The organism is Pseudomonas sp. LBUM1672, assembly GCF_059695655.1.
The window spans coordinates 331,929-353,836 of record NZ_CP166781.1 but is presented as its reverse complement, the minus strand read 5'-3'; the positions used below and the strand labels follow the sequence as shown (position 1 = coordinate 353,836).

Genomic DNA, 21,908 nt, shown 5'->3' with positions numbered 1-21,908 from the left:
GAGCGAGGCTTGCCCGCGAAGACGTCAGCGCAGTGCTCACTGAAACATCCGGCAAAACTGGGGCTTAGTATATCGGTCAGGCCCAACAACCGTCGGGCCTTGCTCGCAATTATTGCTAAAAGTTACTCCAATGCCTTCCAAATATCCGTGGCGTACTCGCGAATGGTCCGGTCGGACGAGAACCAGCCCATCCGGGAAGTGTTCAACACCGCCGAACGCCACCAAGCTTGCGAATCGTGCCAATGGGCTTCCACGCGCATCTGCGCGTCCCAGTAGGAATCGAAATCGGCGCAGACCAGGAAGCGGTCGTAGTCGATCAGCGAATCGATCAAGCCTGCGTAGCGGGACGGATCATCCGGTGAGAACACCCCGCCGCGGATCGCTTGCAGCACGTCATTCAAACGGTGTGATGCGGCAATGTCCGGCGTCGCATTGAACTCATGGTTCTGTTTGCGCGCTTCAACCTGCTGGGCGCTGAGGCCAAAGATGAACATGTGCTCGGCGCCGATGAATTCGCACATTTCGACGTTGGCGCCATCGAGGGTGCCGATGGTCAGCGCGCCGTTGAGGCCGAACTTCATGTTGCTGGTGCCCGAGGCTTCGAAGCCTGCGGTGGAAATCTGCTCCGACAAATCCGCCGCCGGAATGATGCTCTCCGCCAGGCTGACGTTGTAGTTGGGCAGGAACACCACTTTGAGCAGACCGCGCACCGTCGGGTCGTTGTTCACTACGCGGGCGATGTCGTTGGTCAACTTGATGATCAGCTTGGCCTGGTGATAACTGGCCGCCGCCTTGCCGGCGAAGATCTTCACCCGCGGCACCCAGTCGATTTCCGGCTCGGCGCGAATCGCTTGGTACAGCGCCACGGTGTGCATCAGGTTGAGCAACTGGCGCTTGTATTCGTGGATCCGTTTGACCTGCACGTCGAACATCGCCGCCGGGTTGACCGCGATTCCCAGCCGTTCATGAATCAGGTACGCCAAGGCTTTTTTACTGTGCAGGCGCTGTTCGGCGAAGGCTTTGCGGAACGCAGCTTTCTCGGCAAACGGCTCCAGTTCCTTCAGGCGTGCTTCAGCGTTGTCCAACAGGTCCGGGCCGAGGGCGTCGACCATCATCGACGTCAGCTCGGGGTTGGCCTGGTAGAGCCAGCGGCGGAAGGTGATGCCGTTGGTCTTGTTGTTGATCCGCTCTGGATAGAGTTTGTGCAGTTCGGAGAACACGGTTTTGCGCATCAGCTGCGTGTGCAGCGCGGACACGCCGTTGACGCTGTGGGAACCGAGGAACGCCAGGTTGCCCATGCGCACGCGGCGGCCGTTGTCTTCTTCGATCAGCGACACCGCACGCAGCACGTCGAAGTCGTGAATGCCTTTGGCACGCAGCGAATCGATATGCTGGGCGTTGATCTGATAAATGATCTGCATGTGCCGCGGCAGCATCCGCTCCATCAAACCGACCGGCCAGGTTTCCAGCGCTTCCGGCAACAGCGTGTGGTTGGTGTACGAGAGCGTGTCGACGGTGACCTGCCACGCGGCGTCCCACGCCACGTCGTAGACGTCGACGAGCTGACGCATCAGTTCGGCCACGGCAATCGACGGGTGCGTGTCGTTGAGCTGGATCGCCGCGTGGTCGCCCAGGGTCAGGACCGAGGTATGCATGTTGCGGTGGCGGCGCAGCAAATCCTGCAAGGACGCGGCGACGAAGAAGTATTCCTGGCGCAGGCGCAGTTCCTGGCCGGCTTCGGTGCTGTCCGCCGGGTAGAGCACGCGGGAGATACTTTCGGCCCGGGCGACTTCGGCCACAGCGCCCAAGTGGTCGCCGGCGTTGAAGCGTTCCAGGTGCAAATCTTCCATGGCGCGGGCACGCCACAGGCGCAGCGTATTGACGCTCGCCCCGCGCCAGCCGACCACCGGTGTGTCGTAAGCAATGGCCCGCACGGTTTCCGCCGGGGACCAGACTTGCTTGGACTTGCCGGCTTCATCGGTCACGGTCTCGACACTGCCGCCGAAGCCGATCGGGTACACGACTTCTGGCCGTTCAAATTCCCACGGGTTGCCGAAATCCAGCCAGTGTTCGGTCTGTTCCTGCTGCCAGCCGTCGACGATGGCCTGACGGAACAAGCCGTGTTCATAACGAATGCCGTAGCCGTGGCCAGCGATGCCGAGGGTCGACATGCTTTCCATGAAGCACGCCGCCAGACGACCGAGGCCGCCGTTGCCCAGGGCCGCGTCGGGCTCCAGCAGGCGAATGCGTTCCAGGTCGACGCCGAGTTCGGTCAGGGCTTCGCGAGCGACGTCGAGCAGGCCGAGGTTGCTCAGGCTGTCGTAGAGCAGCCGGCCGATGAGAAATTCGAGGGAGAGGTAGTAAACCCGCTTCTGACCTTTGCGGTAGATCTGCCGGGTGTGATCCATCCAGTGTTCGACCATGTGATCGCGCGCTGCCAGGGCAATGGCTTCGAACCAGTCGTGGTCGAAGGCGTGATCCGGGTCTTTGCCCACCGCGTAGGTGAGTTTGGTCAAGACGGCATCGCGAAATGCGGCCACCTCTGCTTCGCGAACAAGTGGTTCTTGAGTCATCGATAGGACCTCGAGCGAGCGTGGAGTTGTTGAGCCTAGACGGTCTGACAGGCCGCGGGGACTCTGGTTCGGCAGTTTTTCCTGATAGTGCGAGATAGGCCGGCATTACATTGTCATGTGCCTGAATGAATGCAGGGCCCGTGCCGGATTAACGGTGTTATTTGGGCGAATGAGAAAAAATCTGGCGAAAGGTTGTTCAAAAATCCACCAGTCCCGGTATGATCGCGCGCCCTGATGCACACGCTGGTAACAACCGATGATGAAGTCCAACCTGATCGCTGCCGCAGAGATCGATCGCCTCGATACCTGGGCCAAATATTCTGCGCCGATGTGCGGCTCGTGTGTATCCAGTTGCTGCACCCTGCCGGTCGAGGTCAAGATCAAGGATCTGATCCGTATCGGCATCGTCGACGAATTCGAGCGCGGCGAGCCGGCGAAGAACATCGCCAAGCGTTTGCAGAAGGAAGGGATCGTCGAGCGCTACAGCCAGAAAACCGAGATCTTCACCCTCCAGCGCATGAGCAATAACGATTGCCTGTACCTGGATCGCAAGAGCCGTCTGTGCACTATTTATGAAAAGCGCCCGGACACCTGCCGCAATCACCCGAAAATCGGGCCACGGCCGGGATATTGCGCTTACAAGCCTAAAGAAGTGGCGCGCGAGACCAGCGAGAGCCGCCGGACCCTTGAGAAGTTCTGATCCTCAGCCTGTGAACTGTGGCGAGGGAGCTTGCTCCCGCTTGAGTGCGTAGCACTCACAAAATCTGCATTAGCTGCAAAATTCTGGGGCCGCTGCGCAGCCCAGCGCGAGCAAGCTCGCTCGCCACAGTTATTGCCCCCCCAGACAAACAAAAACGCCCCCGACCTTGCGGTCGGGGGCGTTTTTTTAAGCGCTAACTAAGTCGAGACTCAGTTACCGGCTTTCTTGGCAGCGCGGGTACGCTCGCTTTCGCCCAGGATCTTCTTGCGAAGACGGATGGACTTAGGAGTGACTTCGCACAATTCGTCTTCTTGAACGAATTCCAGAGCTTGTTCCAGGGTGAAACGGATAGGCGGAACCAGAGCGATGGTTTCGTCTTTACCCGAGGCACGCATGTTGTCGAGCTTCTTGCCTTTGGTTGGGTTGACGCCCAGGTCGTTGTCGCGGCTGTTGATGCCGACGATTTGACCTTCGTACACGTCTTCACCGTGACCCAGGAACAGTTTGCCGCGAGCTTGCAGGGTTTCCAGCGAGTAAGTCAGAGCCTTACCGGTAGCTACCGAAACCAGCACGCCGTTCTGACGGCCGGACATGTCGCCGGACTTCATCACGTCGTAACGGTCGAAGATCGAGGTCAGGATGCCTGCACCGGAGGTCAGGGTCAGGAACTCGTTACGGAAACCGATCAAGCCACGTGCCGGGATGTTGTACTCAAGGCGCACACGGCCCTTGCCATCCGGAACCATGTTGGTCAGGTCGCCTTTACGGATACCGATCTGTTCCATGATCGAACCTTGCGATTCTTCTGGCAGGTCGATGGTCACGTTTTCGTACGGTTCGTGCTTCACGCCGTCAACCATACGGATGATCACTTCCGGACGACCAACACCCATTTCGAAGCCTTCGCGACGCATGGTTTCGATCAGTACCGAGAGGTGCAGCTCACCACGGCCGGAGACTTTGAACTTGTCGGCGGTGTCGCCTTCTTCAACGCGCAGGGCAACGTTGTAGAGCAGTTCTTTGTCCAGACGTTCCTTGATGTTACGGGACGTCACGAACTTGCCTTCTTTACCGCAGAAAGGCGAGTCGTTTACCTGGAAGGTCATGGAAACGGTTGGTTCGTCAACGGTCAGCGGCTTCATCGCTTCGACGTTCAGTGGGTCGCACAGAGTGTCGGAGATGAACAGCTGGTCGAAGCCGCTGATGCAGACGATGTCGCCGGCAGCTGCTTCTTCAACGTCGATGCGGTGCAGGCCGTGGTGACCCATCAGCTTCAGGATACGACCGTTACGCTTCTTGCCGTCGGCGTCGATAGCGACAACCGGAGTGTTCGGCTTGATGCGGCCACGAGCGATACGGCCAACGCCGATAACACCCAGGAAGCTGTTGTAGTCCAGAGCGGAGATCTGCATCTGGAACGGACCTTCACGGTCGACTTTCGGCGCAGGTACGTTGTCGACGATCGACTGGTACAGCGGGGTCATGTCTTCAGCCATGTCGGTGTGTTCCAGACCGGCAATGCCGTTCAGGGCCGAGGCGTAGACGACTTTGAAGTCCAGCTGTTCTTCGGTAGCACCGAGGTTGTCGAACAGGTCGAAGATCTGGTCCAGAACCCAGTCCGGACGCGCGCCTGGACGGTCAACCTTGTTGATGACCACGATTGGACGCAGGCCGGCTTCGAAAGCCTTCTTGGTCACGAAACGGGTTTGCGGCATAGGGCCGTCTTGAGCGTCAACCAGCAGCAGAACGGAGTCAACCATCGACATTACGCGTTCAACTTCGCCGCCGAAGTCGGCGTGGCCCGGGGTGTCCACGATGTTGATGTGGTAGCCGTTCCAGTTGATGGCGGTGTTTTTCGCCAGAATGGTAATACCGCGCTCTTTCTCCTGGTCGTTGGAGTCCATCACGCGCTCGTCGTTGAGCTCGTTGCGCTCCAGGGTGCCGGATTGACGCAAGAGTTTGTCTACCAGGGTGGTTTTACCATGGTCAACGTGAGCAATGATGGCGATGTTGCGTAGATTTTCGATCACTTGTGTATCTCGATCAGAGGATTCGGTGTGCTGACAAGTCTTGGCAGCGATTTACAGTAGAGTCAGGCCTTGCCGTTACAGCTTGACGGCAGAGTCGGGGGGCCGGTGACGCAGGCCACAGGCATACAGCCCCGGGCTCTTAGCTCGGTCGATAAACGCGCACATTGGCATGCCCCTCACTGAGCAAATGGTGGGCATGCAGGCGACTCATCACGCCTTTGTCGCAATACAGCAGGTACTGGCGAGTAGGGTCCAGTTCCTTGAAACGAGCGTTCAATGCATAAAACGGCATCGTTTGTACCTCAATGCCATCGAGGCCCAGCGGGTCGTCTTCAGCGGCATCCGGATGACGGATGTCGATGACGATCTGACCAGCCAGCGCTTCGCTGACTTCTTCGATCTGCAAGTCCTGGCCCAATTCGTCGATCACACGATCGATCGGCACCAGTTTGGCGTTCTCGAGCGCACGCTCAAGGACTGCCATGTCGAACTGTTGTTCTTCGTATTCCACGCGCGGACGCTTGGCGTGGGTCTTGGGGTTCACCGAGATGACCCCGCAGTATTCCGGCATGTGCTTGGCGAAGTCGGCAGTGCCGATTTCGTTGGCCAGGTCGATGATGTCCTGCTTGTGACTGGCGATCAGCGGACGCAAGACCAGCTTGTCGGTCACGCAGTCGATCACGGACAGGTTCGGCAGTGTCTGGCTCGACACCTGGGAAATCGCCTCGCCAGTAACCAGCGCTTCGATGTCCAGCCGATCGGCAATACGGGAAGCAGCGCGCAACATCATACGCTTCAAAACTACACCCATATGACTGTTATCGACTTTCCCGAGAATTTCTCCCAGTACTTCCTCGAATGGCACACTCACAAATAACACGCGTTGGGAGCTGCCGTACTTCTTCCAGATGAAGTGCGCGACTTCCATGACGCCCAGTTCATGGGCCCGCCCGCCCAGATTGAAGAAGCAGAAATGGCTCATCAAGCCGCGGCGCATGATCTGGTAAGAGGCAACGGTCGAATCGAAGCCGCCGGACATCAGCACAAGCGTCTGTTCCAGGGCACCCAGCGGATATCCGCCGATGCTGTTGTGCTGGCTGTGGATCACGAACAACCGTTTGTCGCGAATTTCGATGCGAACTTCGATTTCCGGCTCTTTCAGCGAGATTCCGGCAGCGCCGCACTGACGACGCAGTTGGCTGCCGACGTATTTCTCGACGTCCATCGAACTGAATTCATGCTTGCCGGCACGCTTGCAGCGCACCGAAAAGATCTTCCCGGCCAACGCCTCGCCGAAGTGCTGTTTGCACTTGGCAACGATGTCGTCGAAATCGCCCAGCGGGTATTCGTCGACTTGCAGGAAATGCGCGATGCCCGGCATGCAGCTTAGGCGCTCGGTCATCTCCTTCAGGGCCTTGGGCTCGCTGACGCGGGTTTCCAGCTCGAGATTGTCCCACACACCGTTCACCACCACAGCCGGGTCCAGGTCGCGGAGAACGGTACGGATGTTTTTGGCCAACTGGCGGATGAAACGCATCCGTACCGGGCGGCTCTTGATGGTGATCTCGGGGAAGACTTTTACGATTAATTTCATGAAAACAGCGCGCGCAGGCCCAGCCGAAAAAGGGGGGCGCGGATTATAGCGGAAATTGCTCAAGGTTTAACCAGTTAATGTGCAGAAGGTTTTGCGCGCACCAAAACGGGTCATTTAGTGATTTTAACGCTACATTGTAGGGCGAGATTTTCCGCTTACAGACGCTTTGTACCTTTATAAGCGTGATATTGGGGCAAAAAACCCATGCTGGGGCACTGGCATGCAATTTGCTCCCTTGTGAGGCAGGTTGCCTTGGCAGAGTATTCGCGCCGGCATCACCCACATTCTAAGGGCATCCACTACTAAGCCCGAAGCCACCCGGAGGACACTATGTCGAAGTCGGTTCAACTCATCAAAGATCATGACGTCAAGTGGATTGATCTGCGCTTCACGGACACCAAAGGCACTCAGCACCACGTGACCATGCCGGCTCGCGACGCGCTGGATGAAGCTTTCTTCGAAGAAGGCAAAATGTTCGACGGTTCCTCCATCGCTGGCTGGAAAGGCATCGAAGCTTCCGACATGATCCTGATGCCGGACGACAGCACCGCTGTCCTCGACCCGTTCACCGAAGAGCCAACCCTGATCCTGGTTTGCGACGTGATCGAGCCTTCGACCATGCAAGGCTACGACCGTGACCCACGTGCGATCGCCAAGCGTGCCGAGGAATACCTGAAGTCGACCGGTATCGGTGACACCGTATTCGTAGGTCCAGAGCCAGAGTTCTTCATCTTCGACGAAGTGAAGTTCAAGTCCGACATCTCCGGCTCGATGTTCAAGATCTACTCCGAACAAGGTTCGTGGATGTCCGACCAGGACGTGGAAGGCGGCAACAAAGGCCACCGTCCAGGCGTCAAAGGCGGCTACTTCCCGGTTCCGCCGTTCGACCACGACCACGAAATCCGTACCTCCATGTGCAACGCCATGGAAGAAATGGGCCTGGTCATCGAAGTTCACCACCACGAAGTGGCCACTGCCGGCCAGAACGAAATCGGTGTGAAGTTCAACACCCTGGTAGCCAAGGCTGACGAAGTTCAGACCCTGAAGTACTGCGTACACAACGTTGCTGATGCATACGGCCGCACCGCGACCTTCATGCCTAAGCCGCTGTACGGCGATAACGGTTCGGGTATGCACGTTCACCTGTCCATCGCCAAAGATGGCAAGAACACCTTCGCTGGCGAAGGTTATGCCGGCCTGTCCGATACCGCCCTGTACTTCATCGGCGGCATCATCAAGCACGGTAAGGCCCTGAACGGCTTCACCAACCCGTCGACCAACTCCTACAAGCGTCTGGTCCCAGGTTTCGAAGCTCCGGTAATGCTGGCCTACTCGGCTCGCAACCGTTCCGCTTCGATCCGTATTCCTTACGTGTCCAGCCCTCGCGCTCGCCGTATCGAAGCCCGCTTCCCGGATCCAGCAGCCAACCCGTACCTGGGCTTCGCTGCCCTGTTGATGGCTGGCCTGGACGGCATCCAGAACAAGATCCACCCAGGCGACGCCGCCGACAAAAACCTGTACGACCTGCCGCCTGAAGAGGCGAAAGAGATCCCACAAGTTTGCGGCAGCCTGAAAGAAGCCCTGGAAGAGCTGGACAAAGGTCGTGCGTTCCTGACCAAAGGCGGCGTGTTCTCCGATGACTTCATCGACGCTTACATCGCTCTGAAAAGCGAAGAAGAAATCAAGGTTCGCACCTTCGTACACCCACTGGAATATGAGCTGTACTACAGCTGCTGATCCGGTAGCGCCTGCGCAAGCGGCGTGACAAAAAAGAGGCCTCCTTCGGGAGGTCTTTTTTGTGCCCGCGATTTAGAAACCAACTCAGTACCAATGTGGGACCGGGCTTGCTCGCGAATGCAGTGTGTCAGCTTGCATTGATGGTGACTGACACTCCGCTTTCGCGAGCAAGCCCGCTCCCACAGGGAGGGGGTTGTGGTGTTTGAGGGATTTTGGCAATTCATGCCCAAATGTTAACGAGCTGGGTCAATCACCACCCCCTGACCTATGCTGCACCCCAACGCTTTCGTTTCTGGTCGATTTTATGGGTCGTGGTTTTCTTTTGATGTTGCTGCTGATCGCCCTGCCCGCCGCAGCGCAGATCTATAAGTACACCGACGCCTCCGGCAACACCGCCTACAGCAATCAACCGCCCGACGGCGTCAAGGCGCAGCCGGTCGAGTTGCCACCGCTCAACAGCGTTGAGCGTCAGGCGCCTCCTGTCCCGGCTGCCGAAGCCAGCAATCGCGAACAGCCGCGCAGCGCCTACGAGGTGCTGGAGTTGACCGGTCTGCCGACCGACGAAGCCCTGCGCGCCAACAACGGCACGTTCACGGTCAGCGTCATGATCAAACCGCGCCTTCAAGCGCCGCACCTGTTCAGGTTGCTGCTGGACGATCAACCCTACGGGCAATCGAGCAACGTGCCGATCCTGCAACTGGTCAACATTGACCGTGGCGAACACAGCCTGGCGGTGCAGGTGATCAACGGCGAGAACATCGTCCAGCAAAGCCCGGTGGTGACCTTCACCGTGCAACGGGTGCACAAGCCATGAGGGTGTGGCTGATGATCGTCTGCCTGATCGCGCTGCCGGCTACAGCCGAGGTCTTCACCTACATCGACGCTCACGGCAACCGGGTCTACACCGACCAGCCAGGCTCAGGCAATGCCAAGCGCGTGCCGCTGGCGACGAGCAATCGCATGTCTGCCAACCCGACTGGCGCGAGCCCCGTGGTTGCTGCAAAAAAGAACGGAGAATTGCCGCTGTTCCACTACGACATGCTTCGCGTGCTGGTCCCGGAACCCGACGCTACGGTCCGTAGCAATGCCGGCGAATTGATCGTCAGTGTCACCAATGAACCCGGCCTGCAACGGGGCCATCGCTACCGATTGCTGCTCGACGGCCAACCCACCGCCGAGCCCGGCCTCAGCCCGGTGTTTGCCCTGAGCAACATCGACCGCGGCAGCCACAACCTGTCCGTGGAAATCCTCGACGCACAAGGCCGCACGGTCGAACGAACAGCCAATCAACCCTTTCAGATGCTGCGCATCTCCCTCGCACAGAAACGCAAGGTCAAGCCCTGCGTCCTCGCCGATTACGGCCAACGGCCGGAATGTCCGCTCAAAGACAAACCCGAAGAAGAAAAAAATCCCTTCCTGCGTTTCTTCTAACTTCGTTCAGCTTTGCGCACTATATTGGTGCAATAGGTTGCACCGTTCCCACATCTCAACCCATTTTGGTTCGAAAGTACCCGCGAAAGCTGGCAGAACGCCACGCAAACGAGCGTCAAACGCCCGTTTCAGGCTTTAAACGCTTCTTTTCGGAGCCTTGGTTTGGTTTTTGCATTTTCCTAGTATCGGCGCGTTATTCACGCGCATGCCCTGCTCCAAAAGAGGTCCTAAATGACCATCAGTGACGCACTGCATCGTCTGCTTCTCGACAACCTGACCACCGCCACCATCCTGCTCGACGCCGAACTGCGCCTCGAGTACATGAACCCAGCGGCGGAGATGCTCTTGGCCATCAGCGGTCAGCGCAGCCATGGGCAGTTCATCAGTGAGTTGTTCACCGAATCCACCGAAGCGCTGAATTCCCTGCGCCAGGCGGTTGAGCAGGCACACCCGTTCACCAAGCGCGAAGCCATGCTTACCGCCCTCACCGGCCAGACGCTGACCGTCGATTACGCGGTAACACCGATCCTGGCCAACGGCGCCACAATGCTGCTGCTGGAAGTCCATCCTCGCGACCGCTTGCTGCGGATCACCAAGGAAGAGGCGCAGTTGTCGAAGCAAGAGACCAGCAAGATGCTGGTGCGCGGCCTCGCTCACGAAATCAAGAATCCGCTGGGCGGGATTCGCGGCGCCGCACAATTGCTCGCCCGCGAACTGCCGGAAGAAAGCCTGCGCGACTACACCAACGTCATCATTGAAGAAGCCGACCGTCTGCGAAACCTCGTCGACCGCATGCTCGGCTCTAACAAACTGCCGTCGCTGGCGATGTGCAACATCCATGAAGTGCTCGAACGCGTCTGTCATCTGGTGGAGGCCGAAAGTCAGGGCTGCATCACTTTGGTGCGCGACTACGATCCAAGCATCCCGGACGTGTTGATCGACCGCGAACAAATGATTCAGGCCGTACTGAACATCGTGCGCAACGCGATGCAGGCCATCAGCAGCCAGAACGAACTGCGTCTGGGCCGCATCAGTTTGCGCACCCGCGCCATGCGCCAGTTCACCATCGGCCACGTGCGCCATCGCCTGGTGACCAAGATCGAAATCATCGACAACGGTCCCGGCATTCCCGCAGACCTGCAGGAAACCATCTTCTTCCCCATGGTCAGCGGTCGTCCGGACGGTACCGGACTGGGCCTGGCCATTACCCAGAACATCATCAGCCAGCACCAGGGCCTGATCGAATGTGACAGCCATCCAGGCCACACCACCTTCTCGATCTTTCTGCCACTGGAACAAGGAGCCACATCGACATGAGCCGTAGTGAAACCGTGTGGATCGTCGATGACGACCGTTCTATCCGTTGGGTCCTGGAAAAAGCCTTGCAGCAGGAAGGCATGACCACGCAAAGCTTCGACAGCGCCGATGGCGTGATGAGCCGCCTGGCGCGCCAACAGCCGGACGTGATCATCTCCGACATCCGCATGCCGGGTGCCAGTGGCCTGGACCTTCTGGCGCGGATTCGCGAGCAACACCCACGGTTGCCAGTGATCATCATGACTGCGCACTCCGATCTGGACAGCGCTGTCGCGTCCTATCAGGGCGGCGCGTTTGAGTACCTGCCAAAACCGTTTGACGTTGACGAAGCGGTGTCGCTGGTCAAACGTGCGAACCAGCATGCTCAGGAACAACAAGGCCTGGAAGTCCCGGTCGCCCTGACCCGCACCCCGGAAATCATCGGCGAAGCGCCAGCGATGCAGGAAGTGTTTCGCGCTATCGGGCGCTTGAGCCACTCCAACATCACCGTGCTGATCAACGGCGAATCCGGTACCGGTAAAGAATTGGTAGCCCACGCCCTGCACCGTCACAGTCCACGGGCGGCGTCGCCGTTCATCGCGCTGAACATGGCGGCGATCCCGAAAGACCTGATGGAATCCGAGCTGTTCGGCCATGAGAAAGGTGCATTCACCGGCGCGGCCAACCTGCGTCGCGGGCGCTTTGAGCAGGCGGACGGCGGCACGCTGTTCCTCGACGAAATCGGCGACATGCCGGCGGACACCCAGACGCGTTTGCTGCGCGTACTGGCCGACGGCGAGTTCTACCGCGTCGGCGGTCATACGCCGGTGAAGGTCGATGTACGGATCATCGCCGCGACTCACCAGAACCTGGAAACCCTGGTGCATGCCGGGAAATTCCGTGAAGACTTGTTCCACCGCCTCAACGTGATCCGCATCCACATCCCACGGCTGTCGGACCGTCGCGAAGACATCCCGACCCTGGCCAAGCACTTCCTCAGCCGCGCTGCGCAAGAACTGGCGGTGGAGCCGAAGCTGCTGAAAAGCGAAACCGAGGAATACCTGAAGAACCTGCCGTGGGGCGGCAACGTGCGTCAGTTGGAGAACACCTGCCGCTGGATCACGGTGATGGCTTCGGGTCGCGAAGTGCACATCAGCGACCTGCCGCCGGAGCTGTTGAGCCTGCCGCAGGATTCGGCGCCGGTGACCAACTGGGAGCAGGCGCTGCGTCAGTGGGCTGACCAGGCGTTGGCTCGCGGCCAGTCGAGCCTGCTCGACAGCGCCGTGCCGGCGTTCGAACGGATCATGATCGAGACCGCACTCAAACACACCGCCGGACGGCGTCGGGATGCTGCGGTTTTGCTGGGTTGGGGGCGTAATACCCTGACGCGCAAGATCAAGGAATTGGGGATGAAGGTTGATGGTGGGGATGATGACGAGGGGGAAGAGGGCTAAGCAGCCTTTAGTTCTTTAACTAACAGTTACATTGCCATCGCGAGCAGGCTCGCTCCCACAGTGGATTTTCAGTGTTTTCACCATCGTGTGAACACCAATGAACCCTGTGGGAGCGAGCCTGCTCGCGATGGGGCCATTACATCCAACGTTGATGCTGGCTGAACCACCGCTTTCGCGAGCAGGCTCGCCCTACATTTCAGGGTTCCGTGCACCGACTGAATGCACCGTGAACCGCAATCGCGCACAAACACTGATCTCGAAGCCCGCCATTTTTCGCAATCGAACCTCTACCGAAAAAACACGAAAGCCCCGAATCCCGGGGCTTTCAGCATTCCAAAGCAGCTTTCTGTTTCAACTTGTTAAAACCTGGCACGCCCCCTGCAATAGTCCATTCAGTGATTCAGTTCACTACCCGGTTTCGGGGACCTTGGTACAGGCAGGCCGGGGATTCCCCTCTTTACATCGGGCTCACACCGCATAAGCGACGAGCCCCCAGTTTTGGGGCCCTTGATACAGGCAGGTCAGGGGTTCCTTCTTTACACCGGGCTCGACGCCATGCGCGAGCCCTGCCGTTTTGGGGACCTTGGTACAGGCAGGCCGGGGATTCCCTCTTTTATTGCTCCCGGAGATGGATCTCCAGCCGCCAGCGGTCATCGACCTCGCTACCGGTCCACTCGCCCTGCAGTGGCCGGGCCGCCACTACCGTCAGCAACAACCCTCCATCACTCAAGCGCGTCCGCCAGTTCACGACCTTGTCGTTGAGCTTGAGCTGACCTTTCTGCGCCTTGCCTTGCGCCTCGAACAAGAGCGCGAGGCTGCCGTCGACGAACTCGCCGTGGGACTTGGGTTCGTTGTTGAACCACACCACCAGCCCATCGTCCGTTACCTCGACCTGTTGCAATTCGCTGGGGTCAGGCGTGGTCAGGCGACCGATCATCAGCCCCACCATCAGTCCGACAATCGCCAGAGAACCCATCACCCGCGGTAATAGTTTCGAACGCGGATCAACGGGCGGCGTAGAATGCCGCTCATCTTTACCTTCGGAGCCGTGCATGTTTCACGTCATCCTTTTCCAACCAGAAATTCCGCCGAATACCGGCAACGTTATCAGGCTGTGCGCCAACAGTGGCTGCCACCTGCATTTGATCGAACCGCTGGGCTTCGAGATGGACGACAAGCGCCTGCGCCGGGCCGGCCTCGACTACCACGAGTATGCCACCCTGCAACGCCACGCGGACCTCGCCAGCTGCCTGGAAAGCCTCGGTCATCCTCGGCTGTTCGCCTTCACCACCAAGGGCTCACGGCCGTTCCACGATGCCAGTTTTGCCGAGGGCGACGCGTTCCTGTTCGGCCCGGAAAGCCGTGGTTTGCCGGCCGAAGTGCTCGATGCACTGCCCGGCGAACAACGCCTGCGCTTGCCGATGCGTGAAGGCTGCCGCAGCCTGAACCTGTCGAACACCGTGGCGGTCGCCGTCTACGAAGGCTGGCGCCAGCTCGGGTTCAAGTAATACCGCATAACAAATGTGGGAGCGGGCTTGCTCGCGAAGGGGCCATAACCTTCAACATCATCGTTGACTGTTACACCGCTTTCGCGAGCAAGCCCGCTCCCACATTGGACTTGCTTTGACTCAGGACCGTTACTGAACGGTCGGAGTCTCGCCAGCCGCCTGCATGCGTTGCAGTTCTTGAGCGTACAGCGCGTCGAAGTTCACCGGAGCCAGCATCAGGGCCGGGAACGAACCGCGGGTCACCAGGCTGTCCAGGGTTTCGCGAGCGTACGGGAACAGGATGTTCGGGCAGAACGCGCCGAGGGTGTGGCTCATCGAAGCGTCGTCCAGGTTCTTGATCAGGAAGATGCCGGCCTGTTGCACTTCAGCGATGAACGCCACTTCGTCACCGTTTTTCACGGTCACGGACAGGGTCAGCACGACTTCGTGGAAGTCGCCTTCCAGGGCCTTTTGACGGGTATTCAGATCCAGACCGACGCTCGGTTCCCACTGCTGGCGGAAGATCGCCGGGCTTTTCGGGGCTTCGAACGACAAGTCACGTACGTAGATGCGCTGCAAGGAGAATTGCGGTGCGGTTTCTTCTTCGCTAGCTGCAGTGTTCTGTTGGTCAGTCATCTCAGATCCTTTCTGATCTTGGGGTCTTATAGGGAAGGCGTTCAGGCCTTGAGCATGGCGTCGAGCTTGCCGGCGCGCTCAAGGGCAAACAAATCATCACAGCCACCAATGTGGCGCTCGCCGATCCAGATCTGCGGCACGGACGTACGTCCGGCCTTCTGGGCCATGGCGGCGCGCACCTGCGGCTTGCCATCGACCTTGATCTCTTCGAAGGCCACGCCTTTGTTCTCGAGCAGGTATTTGGCTCGCGAACAGTAAGGGCAGTAATCGCTGGAATAGACGACGACGTTGCTCATATCACTTCACCAGCGGCAGGTTGTCGCCTTTCCAGCTGGAAATACCGCCGGACAGCTTGGCGGCGGTGTAGCCGGATTTCATCAGTTCGCGGGCATGGGTGCCGGCGGTCTGGCCCATGGCATCGACCAGAATGATGGTCTTGGCCTTGTGCTTTTCCAGTTCGGCAATGCGAGCGGTCAGTTTGTCGTGAGGAATATTCAACGCGCCAACAATGTGACCGGCGGCGAAATCCTTGACCGGACGAATGTCGATCACAACGCCCGCGTCCTTGTTGACCAGCCCGGTCAGTTCACCGGTGCTCAGGCTGCGGCCGCCGCCTTGCATCTGATAAGCGATCAGCAACGCCAGCAGTACGACGAAGATACCGACGAGCAGATAGTGGTTAGTGGCGAATTGAATCAGGTTAGCAACCATCGAAGGAGGTTCCAGGGCGTTAAAATGTCGGCCAGTATACACAGCCACTATGGTGGGCCAAACCCCGTCCGGCGGTGACGGCGCAGGAACTTCGCTTTAAACTGCCACTCCCTTTTCCATCGCCCTCTTTTAATTCAGCCACGAGTGGAATCCATGACTACCACGCCTAAACCTTTGGTCCTGATTATTCTCGACGGCTTCGGTCACAGTGAGAGCCCTGAATCCAACGCCGTGTTTGCGGCGAAGAAGCCCGTACTGGACCGTTTGTGGGCCACCGTGCCGAACGGCCTGATTTCGGGCAGCGGCATGGACGTCGGCCTGCCGGACGGCCAGATGGGCAACTCCGAAGTCGGCCACATGAACCTGGGCGCCGGTCGCGTGGTGTATCAAGACTTCACACGCGTGACCAAATCGATCCGCGACGGCGAGTTTTTCGAGAACCCGACCATCTGCGCTGCAGTCGATAAAGCCGTTGCTGCCGGCAAAGCCGTGCACTTCATGGGCCTGCTGTCCGATGGCGGCGTTCACAGCCACCAGGATCACCTGGTTGCCATGGCCGAACTGGCCTTCAAGCGTGGCGCTGAAAAAATCTACTTGCACGCCTTCCTCGACGGCCGCGATACACCGCCGAAAAGCGCCCAGTCGTCCATCGAACTGCTCGATGCGACCTTCCAGGCCCTCGGCAAAGGCCGGATCGCCAGCATCGTTGGCCGCTACTTCGCCATGGACCGTGACAACCGTTGGGACCGCGTGTCCCAGGCCTATAACCTGATTGTCGACGGCAACGGCGAATTCAACGCCGCCACCGCCCAGGAAGGCCTGCAAGCCGCTTACGAGCGTGGCGAGAGCGACGAATTCGTCAAAGCCACCTCCATCGGCGAGCCGGTGAAAGTCGAAGACGGCGACGCCGTGGTCTTCATGAACTTCCGCGCCGACCGCGCCCGTGAACTGACCCGTGTGTTCGTCGAAGACGGTTTCAAGGAGTTCGAACGTGCGCGCCAGCCGAAACTGGCCGGTTTCGTGATGCTGACCCAATACGCTGCCAGCATCCCTGCGCCATCGGCCTTCGCCGCCGGCAGCCTGGACAACGTGCTGGGCGATTACCTGGCGAAAAACGGCAAGACGCAACTGCGCATCGCCGAAACCGAGAAATACGCTCACGTGACCTTCTTCTTCTCCGGCGGTCGCGAAGAACCGTTCCCGGGCGAAGAGCGCATCCTGATCCCGTCGCCGAAAGTCGCCACCTATGACTTGCAGCCTGAGATGAGCGCGCCGGAAGTCACCGACCGCATCGTCGACGCGATCGAAAACCAGCGTTATGACGTGATCGTGGTCAACTACGCCAACGGCGACATGGTCGGCCACAGCGGCGTGTTTGATGCGGCGGTGAAAGCCGTTGAATGCCTGGACCTGTGCGTTGGCCGCATCGTCGATGCGCTGGACAAGGTGGGCGGCGAAGCGCTGATCACCGCCGACCACGGTAACGTCGAGCAGATGTCCGATGAATCCACTGGCCAGGCTCATACCGCTCACACCACCGAGCCGGTGCCGTTCATTTATGTCGGCAAGCGGGACTTCAAGGTTCGCGATGGCGGCGTGCTGGCGGATGTGGCGCCGACCATGCTGATGCTGATGGGGCTTGAGAAACCGGCTGAAATGACCGGTACGTCGATTCTGGTGTAATCAGCCTCTTCGAAAGCCGCAAACCCTGTGGGAGCGGGCTTGCCCGCGATAGCAATCTGACAGCCAACTAATATGTTGAATGTCAGGACACCATCGCGGGCAAGCCCGCTCCCACAGTGGTTTCTGGTGGTTTCAAAGATTAATTGCACCCACTTGCCAGCCCGGTTATCACACAACCCCAATTGGGCGTTTTTTTTGCGGCGCTTGGCGGGCATACTAGGCCGTCCCTTTCCCTGGTGTCGCCCGCCTCTATGCTTCGCGTCCTGATAGCCCTTGCTCTGACTTGCCTGCTCCAACCGGCCTTCGCTGACGAGCGCGCGCAAACCCAACAACAGTTGGACGCCACGCGTCAGGACATTGCCGAGCTGAAAAAGCTGCTGGGCAAGCTCCAGGAAGAAAAATCCGGTGTGCAGAAAGACCTCAAGGGCACCGAGACCGAGATGGGCAAGCTCGAGAAGCAGGTCGAAGCCCTGCAAAAAGAGCTGAAGAAAAGCGAATCCGAGCTGCAGCGACTCGATGCTGAGAAAAAAAAACTCCAGAGCGCGCGCACTGAACAGCAACGACTGATCGCCATTCAGGCCCGTGCGGCCTATCAGAACGGCCGTCAGGAGTACTTGAAGCTGTTGCTGAACCAGCAGAATCCGGAAAAATTCGCCCGCACCCTCACCTATTACGACTACCTGAGCCAGGCCCGCCTGGAGCAGCTGAAGAATTTCAACGAAACCCTGCGCCAACTGGCCAATGTCGAAAAAGACATCGCCTTGCAGCAGGCGCAACTGCTGGTGCAGAAGAGTAGCCTCGACAGCCAGCGCGACGAACTCGACAAGGTTCGCAAGGAGCGCCAGCAAGTCCTGGCCAAGCTGAGTGACGACGTGAAGGCGCGCGATCAGAAGCTGGCCGCCCGCGAGCAGGATCAGGCAGACCTGTCTAAAGTCCTTAAAACCATCGAAGAAACCCTGGCCCGCCAGGCTCGAGAGGCGGAAGAAGCGCGCCAAAAAGCGCTCATCGCCCAGCAGGAAGCCGAAAAAAAGCGTTTACGTGAGGCTCAGGAACAGGCAAACGCCACTGACGCCCCACGCAAACCGGTCAAATCGACACCGGGCGCATTGGTTTCCAGTTCAGGCGAAACCTTTGGCGGCCCTTTTGCTTCAAGCCGGGGAAAACTTCCGTGGCCCGTTGATGGTCGACTGCTTGCGCGCTTCGGTGAATCCCGTGGCGACGATGCCCGCACCAAGTGGGACGGCGTGATGATCAGCGCTTCCGCCGGCAGCCAGGTGCACGCCGTGCATGGCGGTCGCGTGGTGTTCGCCGACTGGCTGCGCGGCGCCGGACTGCTGGTGATTCTCGACCACGGCAACGGCTTTTTGAGTCTTTATGGTCACAACCAGACGCTGCTCAAGTCTGCGGGTGACGTAGTAAAAGCCGGTGAATCCATCTCCACTGTCGGTAACAGTGGCGGGCAGGACACACCAGCGCTGTATTTCGCTATTCGTCAGCAGGGTCACCCGAGTGATCCGGCGCAATGGTGCCGCGCGCAAGGATAGGCGTTGAGTCACCTACATTAGGAGTTCGTTCGACATGCTGCATTTGTCCCGCCTTACCTCGCTGGCCCTGACGATCGCCCTGGTGATCGGCGCGCCTCTGGCGTTCGCCGCTCAACCTGCTCCGGCTGTCGCGCCTGCGGGCACTGCCGCGACCACCAAGGCGCCGTTGCCTCTGGAAGAGTTGCGCACCTTTGCCGAGGTCATGGATCGGATCAAGGCAGCCTATGTCGAGCCGGTAGACGACAAGACCCTGCTGGAAAATGCCATCAAGGGCATGCTCAGCAACCTCGATCCGCACTCCGCCTACCTGGGCCCGGAAGACTTCGCTGAATTGCAGGAAAGCACCAGCGGCGAATTCGGCGGCCTGGGCATCGAAGTCGGCGCCGAAGACGGTTTCATCAAAGTGGTTTCGCCCATCGATGACACCCCTGCGTCCAAGGCTGGCATCCAGGCCGGCGACTTCATCGTCAAGATCAACGGCCAGCCGACTCGCGGCCAGAGCATGACCGAAGCCGTGGACAAGATGCGCGGCAAGATCGGCCAGAAAATCACCCTGACCCTGGTGCGCGATGGCGGTACGCCGTTCGACGTGACCTTGTCCCGCGCGATCATTCAGGTGAAGAGCGTCAAGGCGCAGCTGCTGGAGTCGGGCTACGGCTACATCCGCATCACCCAGTTCCAGGTCAAGACCGGCGAAGAAGTCTCCAAAGCCCTGGCCAAGCTGCGCAAGGACAACGGCAAGAAGCTCAATGGCATCATTCTCGACCTGCGCAACAACCCGGGCGGCGTGCTGCAATCAGCGGTGGAAGTCGTCGACCACTTCATCACCAAGGGCCTGATCGTTTACACCAAGGGCCGCATCGCCAACTCCGAGCTGCGCTTCTCTGCCACCGGCAAAGACGAAAGCGAAGCCGTGCCAATGGTTGCGCTGATCAACGGCGGCAGCGCCTCGGCTTCGGAAATTGTCGCCGGCGCCTTGCAGGATCAGAAACGCGCAGTGATCATGGGCACCACCAGTTTCGGCAAAGGCTCGGTACAAACCGTGCTGCCGCTGAACAACGATCGCGCACTGAAGATCACCACGGCGCTGTACTACACGCCGAACGGACGCTCGATCCAGGCCCAGGGCATCGTCCCGGACATCGAAGTGCGCAAGGCCAAGATAACCAGCGAGCAGGACGGCGAGTACTTCAAGGAAGCCGATCTGCAAGGTCACCTGGGTAATGGCAACGGCGGTGCCGACAAACCGACTTCCAGCAGCAAAGCCAAGGCAATGCCACAGGATGATGATTACCAACTGGCCCAGGCGCTGAGCCTGCTCAAAGGGCTGAGCATCACCTCCGGTCGTTGAGGTGCGCCTGCGATGCTTTATCGGCCTGCTGTGTTGTCTGGCGGGTGTTGCCCACGCGATGCCCGCTACACCTGCGCCGCAAAAGGCTTATCTCACGCTGATCATCGATGACCTGGGGCAGAACCTGCCCCGGGATCGTCGCGTGCTGGCCCTGCCCGGCCCTGTCACTGCGGCGATCATGCCCGACACGCCCCACGCCACCGAATTCGCCCGTGAAGCCCATCGCTCCGGCAAGATCGTCATCCTGCACATGCCCATGGATCCGGCCACCGGTCCGTTCGCCTGGCATCCCGAGCTGCCCATCGAAGAACTTGAGAAACGCTTGAACGCGGCGTTCAAAGTCGTGCCTTACACCGCTGGCATCAACAATCACATGGGCAGCCGCATGACCGCTCAGCGACCGGCCATGGCCTGGTTGATGGCGAACTTGCAGCAGCGACACAAGCTCTTCGTTGACAGTCGCACCAGCGCGCAGACGGTTGCGGCGGCCGAGGCGCAGAAGATTGGATTGGCGAGCGTTTCGCGGGATGTGTTCCTGGATGATGAGCCCACGGAAGCGGCGATTTTTACGCAGCTACAGACGGCGATCAGCCTGGCGCGCAAGCAGGGTTCAGCCGTGATGATCGGCCATCCGTATCCGCAGACGCTGGCGGTGCTGGAGCGGGAGTTGCCCAAGCTCAAGGCTCAGGGCATTGAGTGGATCGACATCAAACAGATGATCAGCGTGCGCAGCAATCGCGCAACGGCTGCGCACGGCAAGGATGGCGTGTACCGCTAATCCGCAACAACAAAAAATCACTGAGGGAGCGGGCTTGCTCGCGAAGAGGGTGTGTCAGTCGACATTAATGCTGACTGATACACCGCATTCGCGAGCAAGCCCGCTCCCACAGTGTTTTGTGTTGGGTCAGGTCGGCGTTTGGATTCAGAGATACCGCGCCATGATGTCGTCCACCACGCCTTCCTTGCGCAGCTGATCCAGCGCGGCTTGCAGCTTGGCGACGGTTTCATCCGGCACCTCTTTGTTCAACGCCAGATAGAGTTCGGCGCTATTGAACCGCAACACCGTCTTGAGACCGTTAACGCCTTCCTGACGCGCCAGATAGCGGCCGGCCGGATCGCCCGTGGCCCACAAATCGATCTGACCACTGACCAGTTTCTTCGCGTTGTCCTGATCGCGCAGTACCACAATGGGCTTCAACCCTTGCTTGGCCAGTGTCTCGGCAATCGCATCGCCCTTGTACGCGCCGATCTTGTATTTGCGCGCCTGTTCCAGCGACTCAAGGCTGATCTTGCTGTCAGCCTTGGCCAGCATGATCCAGTCATCCGGGCCGATCGGGCCGACCCACTTGAAGAGCTTCTCGCGGTCCGGCAAACGCGCCATCACGAATACGCCGTAACCGGGCTTCTCTAGGGCGAGTTTGTAGATTCGCTCCCAAGGGAAGCGCAGCGTCAGGCTGTAGGTGATGTCGGCACGCTTGAACATCTCGCGGACGATGTCCACGGCGATGCCGTTGATGTTCTCGTCCTGAGCGAAGTTCTTGCCGTTCTTCGCCATGTTGTACGGCGGGAAATTTTCCGTCAGCAGCACCAGGTCGGTGGCGGGACTTTCTTCAGCGTGGACTCCATTGATGAGCAACAGAGAAGCGCTGGCGAGGGCAAGAAGCAGGCGTTTGATCATGTC

At 59.2% G+C, this 21,908-nt stretch carries 19 protein-coding genes; 11 read left to right on the top strand and 8 right to left on the bottom strand.

Going from position 1 to position 21,908, the window contains the following annotated elements; translation table 11 throughout:
- Positions 1 to 122 precede the first annotated feature (122 nt).
- Complete coding sequence (locus ACA053_RS01650) at positions 123 to 2,573, bottom strand: glycogen/starch/alpha-glucan phosphorylase (RefSeq protein ID WP_109627493.1); 2,451 nt, start codon at positions 2,571 to 2,573, stop codon at positions 123 to 125.
- A gap of 259 nt (positions 2,574 to 2,832) precedes the next feature.
- Here ACA053_RS01650 and ACA053_RS01645 point away from each other — a divergent pair, with 259 nt between their 5' ends.
- On the top strand, positions 2,833 to 3,273 hold the full coding sequence (locus tag ACA053_RS01645) for a YkgJ family cysteine cluster protein (protein WP_131061316.1): 441 nt from the start codon (positions 2,833 to 2,835) through the stop codon (positions 3,271 to 3,273).
- 209 nt (positions 3,274 to 3,482) lie between these two features.
- On the opposite strand, the gene typA is transcribed toward ACA053_RS01645, so the two are convergent.
- Together typA and thiI are read right to left on the bottom strand one after the other, a co-directional pair.
- Positions 3,483 to 5,303: a translational GTPase TypA gene (gene typA, locus ACA053_RS01640; protein ID WP_010464551.1), complete on the bottom strand. Its 1,821-nt coding sequence runs from the start codon at positions 5,301 to 5,303 to the stop codon at positions 3,483 to 3,485.
- Between the two features lie 139 nt (positions 5,304 to 5,442).
- Entirely contained in the window at positions 5,443 to 6,897 is a 1,455-nt protein-coding gene (gene thiI / locus ACA053_RS01635) for a tRNA uracil 4-sulfurtransferase ThiI (RefSeq protein ID WP_109627489.1), read from the bottom strand.
- Between the two features lie 330 nt (positions 6,898 to 7,227).
- On the opposite strand from thiI, the gene glnA reads away from it, so the two are divergent.
- The 5 genes from glnA to ntrC all read left to right on the top strand — a co-directional run bounded on the left by glnA (position 7,228) and on the right by ntrC (position 12,815).
- The gene (glnA, locus tag ACA053_RS01630) at positions 7,228 to 8,634 is read left to right on the top strand and encodes a glutamate--ammonia ligase (protein WP_010464555.1); all 1,407 of its coding nucleotides are present in this window, start codon (positions 7,228 to 7,230) and stop codon (positions 8,632 to 8,634) included.
- Between the two features lie 304 nt (positions 8,635 to 8,938).
- Positions 8,939 to 9,448, top strand: a complete 510-nt coding sequence (locus ACA053_RS01625; protein WP_497394407.1) for a DUF4124 domain-containing protein — start codon at positions 8,939 to 8,941, stop codon at positions 9,446 to 9,448.
- The gene (locus tag ACA053_RS01620; RefSeq protein ID WP_497394406.1) at positions 9,445 to 10,065 is read left to right on the top strand and encodes a DUF4124 domain-containing protein; all 621 of its coding nucleotides are present in this window, start codon (positions 9,445 to 9,447) and stop codon (positions 10,063 to 10,065) included. Before ACA053_RS01625 ends, ACA053_RS01620 begins: the two co-directional genes overlap by 4 nt.
- Before the next feature lie 231 nt (positions 10,066 to 10,296).
- Complete coding sequence (gene glnL, locus ACA053_RS01615) at positions 10,297 to 11,382, top strand: nitrogen regulation protein NR(II) (protein ID WP_109627482.1); 1,086 nt, start codon at positions 10,297 to 10,299, stop codon at positions 11,380 to 11,382.
- Positions 11,379 to 12,815 (top strand): nitrogen regulation protein NR(I), encoded by a 1,437-nt coding sequence (gene ntrC / locus ACA053_RS01610; protein WP_010464563.1) that lies wholly within the window; start codon positions 11,379 to 11,381, stop codon positions 12,813 to 12,815. The genes glnL and ntrC overlap by 4 nt, the downstream gene beginning before the upstream one ends.
- A gap of 613 nt (positions 12,816 to 13,428) precedes the next feature.
- On the opposite strand, the gene ACA053_RS01605 is transcribed toward ntrC, so the two are convergent.
- Positions 13,429 to 13,869, bottom strand: a complete 441-nt coding sequence (locus ACA053_RS01605) for a hypothetical protein (protein ID WP_497315014.1) — start codon at positions 13,867 to 13,869, stop codon at positions 13,429 to 13,431.
- Between ACA053_RS01605 and ACA053_RS01600 the strand changes: the two genes are divergently transcribed.
- A complete protein-coding gene (locus ACA053_RS01600; RefSeq protein ID WP_007949025.1) occupies positions 13,868 to 14,323 on the top strand; it encodes a tRNA (cytidine(34)-2'-O)-methyltransferase in 456 nt (151 codons plus the stop codon). The genes ACA053_RS01605 and ACA053_RS01600 overlap by 2 nt on opposite strands.
- Positions 14,324 to 14,452: 129 nt before the next feature.
- Here ACA053_RS01600 and secB read toward each other — a convergent pair whose 3' ends face one another.
- Genes secB through ACA053_RS01585 form a run of 3 tightly spaced genes read right to left on the bottom strand, consistent with a single transcriptional unit; the run spans position 14,453 to position 15,649 of the window.
- Positions 14,453 to 14,938 (bottom strand): protein-export chaperone SecB, encoded by a 486-nt coding sequence (gene secB, locus ACA053_RS01595; RefSeq protein ID WP_007949026.1) that lies wholly within the window; start codon positions 14,936 to 14,938, stop codon positions 14,453 to 14,455.
- Positions 14,939 to 14,979: 41 nt separating this feature from the next.
- Positions 14,980 to 15,234 (bottom strand): glutaredoxin 3, encoded by a 255-nt coding sequence (gene grxC, locus ACA053_RS01590; protein ID WP_010464569.1) that lies wholly within the window; start codon positions 15,232 to 15,234, stop codon positions 14,980 to 14,982.
- A gap of 1 nt (position 15,235) precedes the next feature.
- Entirely contained in the window at positions 15,236 to 15,649 is a 414-nt protein-coding gene (locus ACA053_RS01585; RefSeq protein WP_010464571.1) for a rhodanese-like domain-containing protein, read from the bottom strand.
- A gap of 153 nt (positions 15,650 to 15,802) precedes the next feature.
- On the opposite strand from ACA053_RS01585, the gene gpmI reads away from it, so the two are divergent.
- The 4 genes from gpmI to ACA053_RS01565 all read left to right on the top strand — a co-directional run bounded on the left by gpmI (position 15,803) and on the right by ACA053_RS01565 (position 21,005).
- The gene (gene gpmI, locus ACA053_RS01580) at positions 15,803 to 17,332 is read left to right on the top strand and encodes a 2,3-bisphosphoglycerate-independent phosphoglycerate mutase (protein ID WP_497315012.1); all 1,530 of its coding nucleotides are present in this window, start codon (positions 15,803 to 15,805) and stop codon (positions 17,330 to 17,332) included.
- A gap of 251 nt (positions 17,333 to 17,583) precedes the next feature.
- Positions 17,584 to 18,876, top strand: a complete 1,293-nt coding sequence (locus tag ACA053_RS01575) for a murein hydrolase activator EnvC family protein (RefSeq protein WP_497315010.1) — start codon at positions 17,584 to 17,586, stop codon at positions 18,874 to 18,876.
- 34 nt (positions 18,877 to 18,910) lie between these two features.
- Positions 18,911 to 20,227 (top strand): S41 family peptidase, encoded by a 1,317-nt coding sequence (locus tag ACA053_RS01570; RefSeq protein WP_109627473.1) that lies wholly within the window; start codon positions 18,911 to 18,913, stop codon positions 20,225 to 20,227.
- Position 20,228: 1 nt separating this feature from the next.
- A complete protein-coding gene (locus ACA053_RS01565; protein WP_109627472.1) occupies positions 20,229 to 21,005 on the top strand; it encodes a divergent polysaccharide deacetylase family protein in 777 nt (258 codons plus the stop codon).
- Positions 21,006 to 21,149: 144 nt separating this feature from the next.
- Here ACA053_RS01565 and ACA053_RS01560 read toward each other — a convergent pair whose 3' ends face one another.
- Complete coding sequence (locus tag ACA053_RS01560; RefSeq protein ID WP_497315008.1) at positions 21,150 to 21,905, bottom strand: substrate-binding periplasmic protein; 756 nt, start codon at positions 21,903 to 21,905, stop codon at positions 21,150 to 21,152.
- Positions 21,906 to 21,908: the final 3 nt, after the last annotated feature.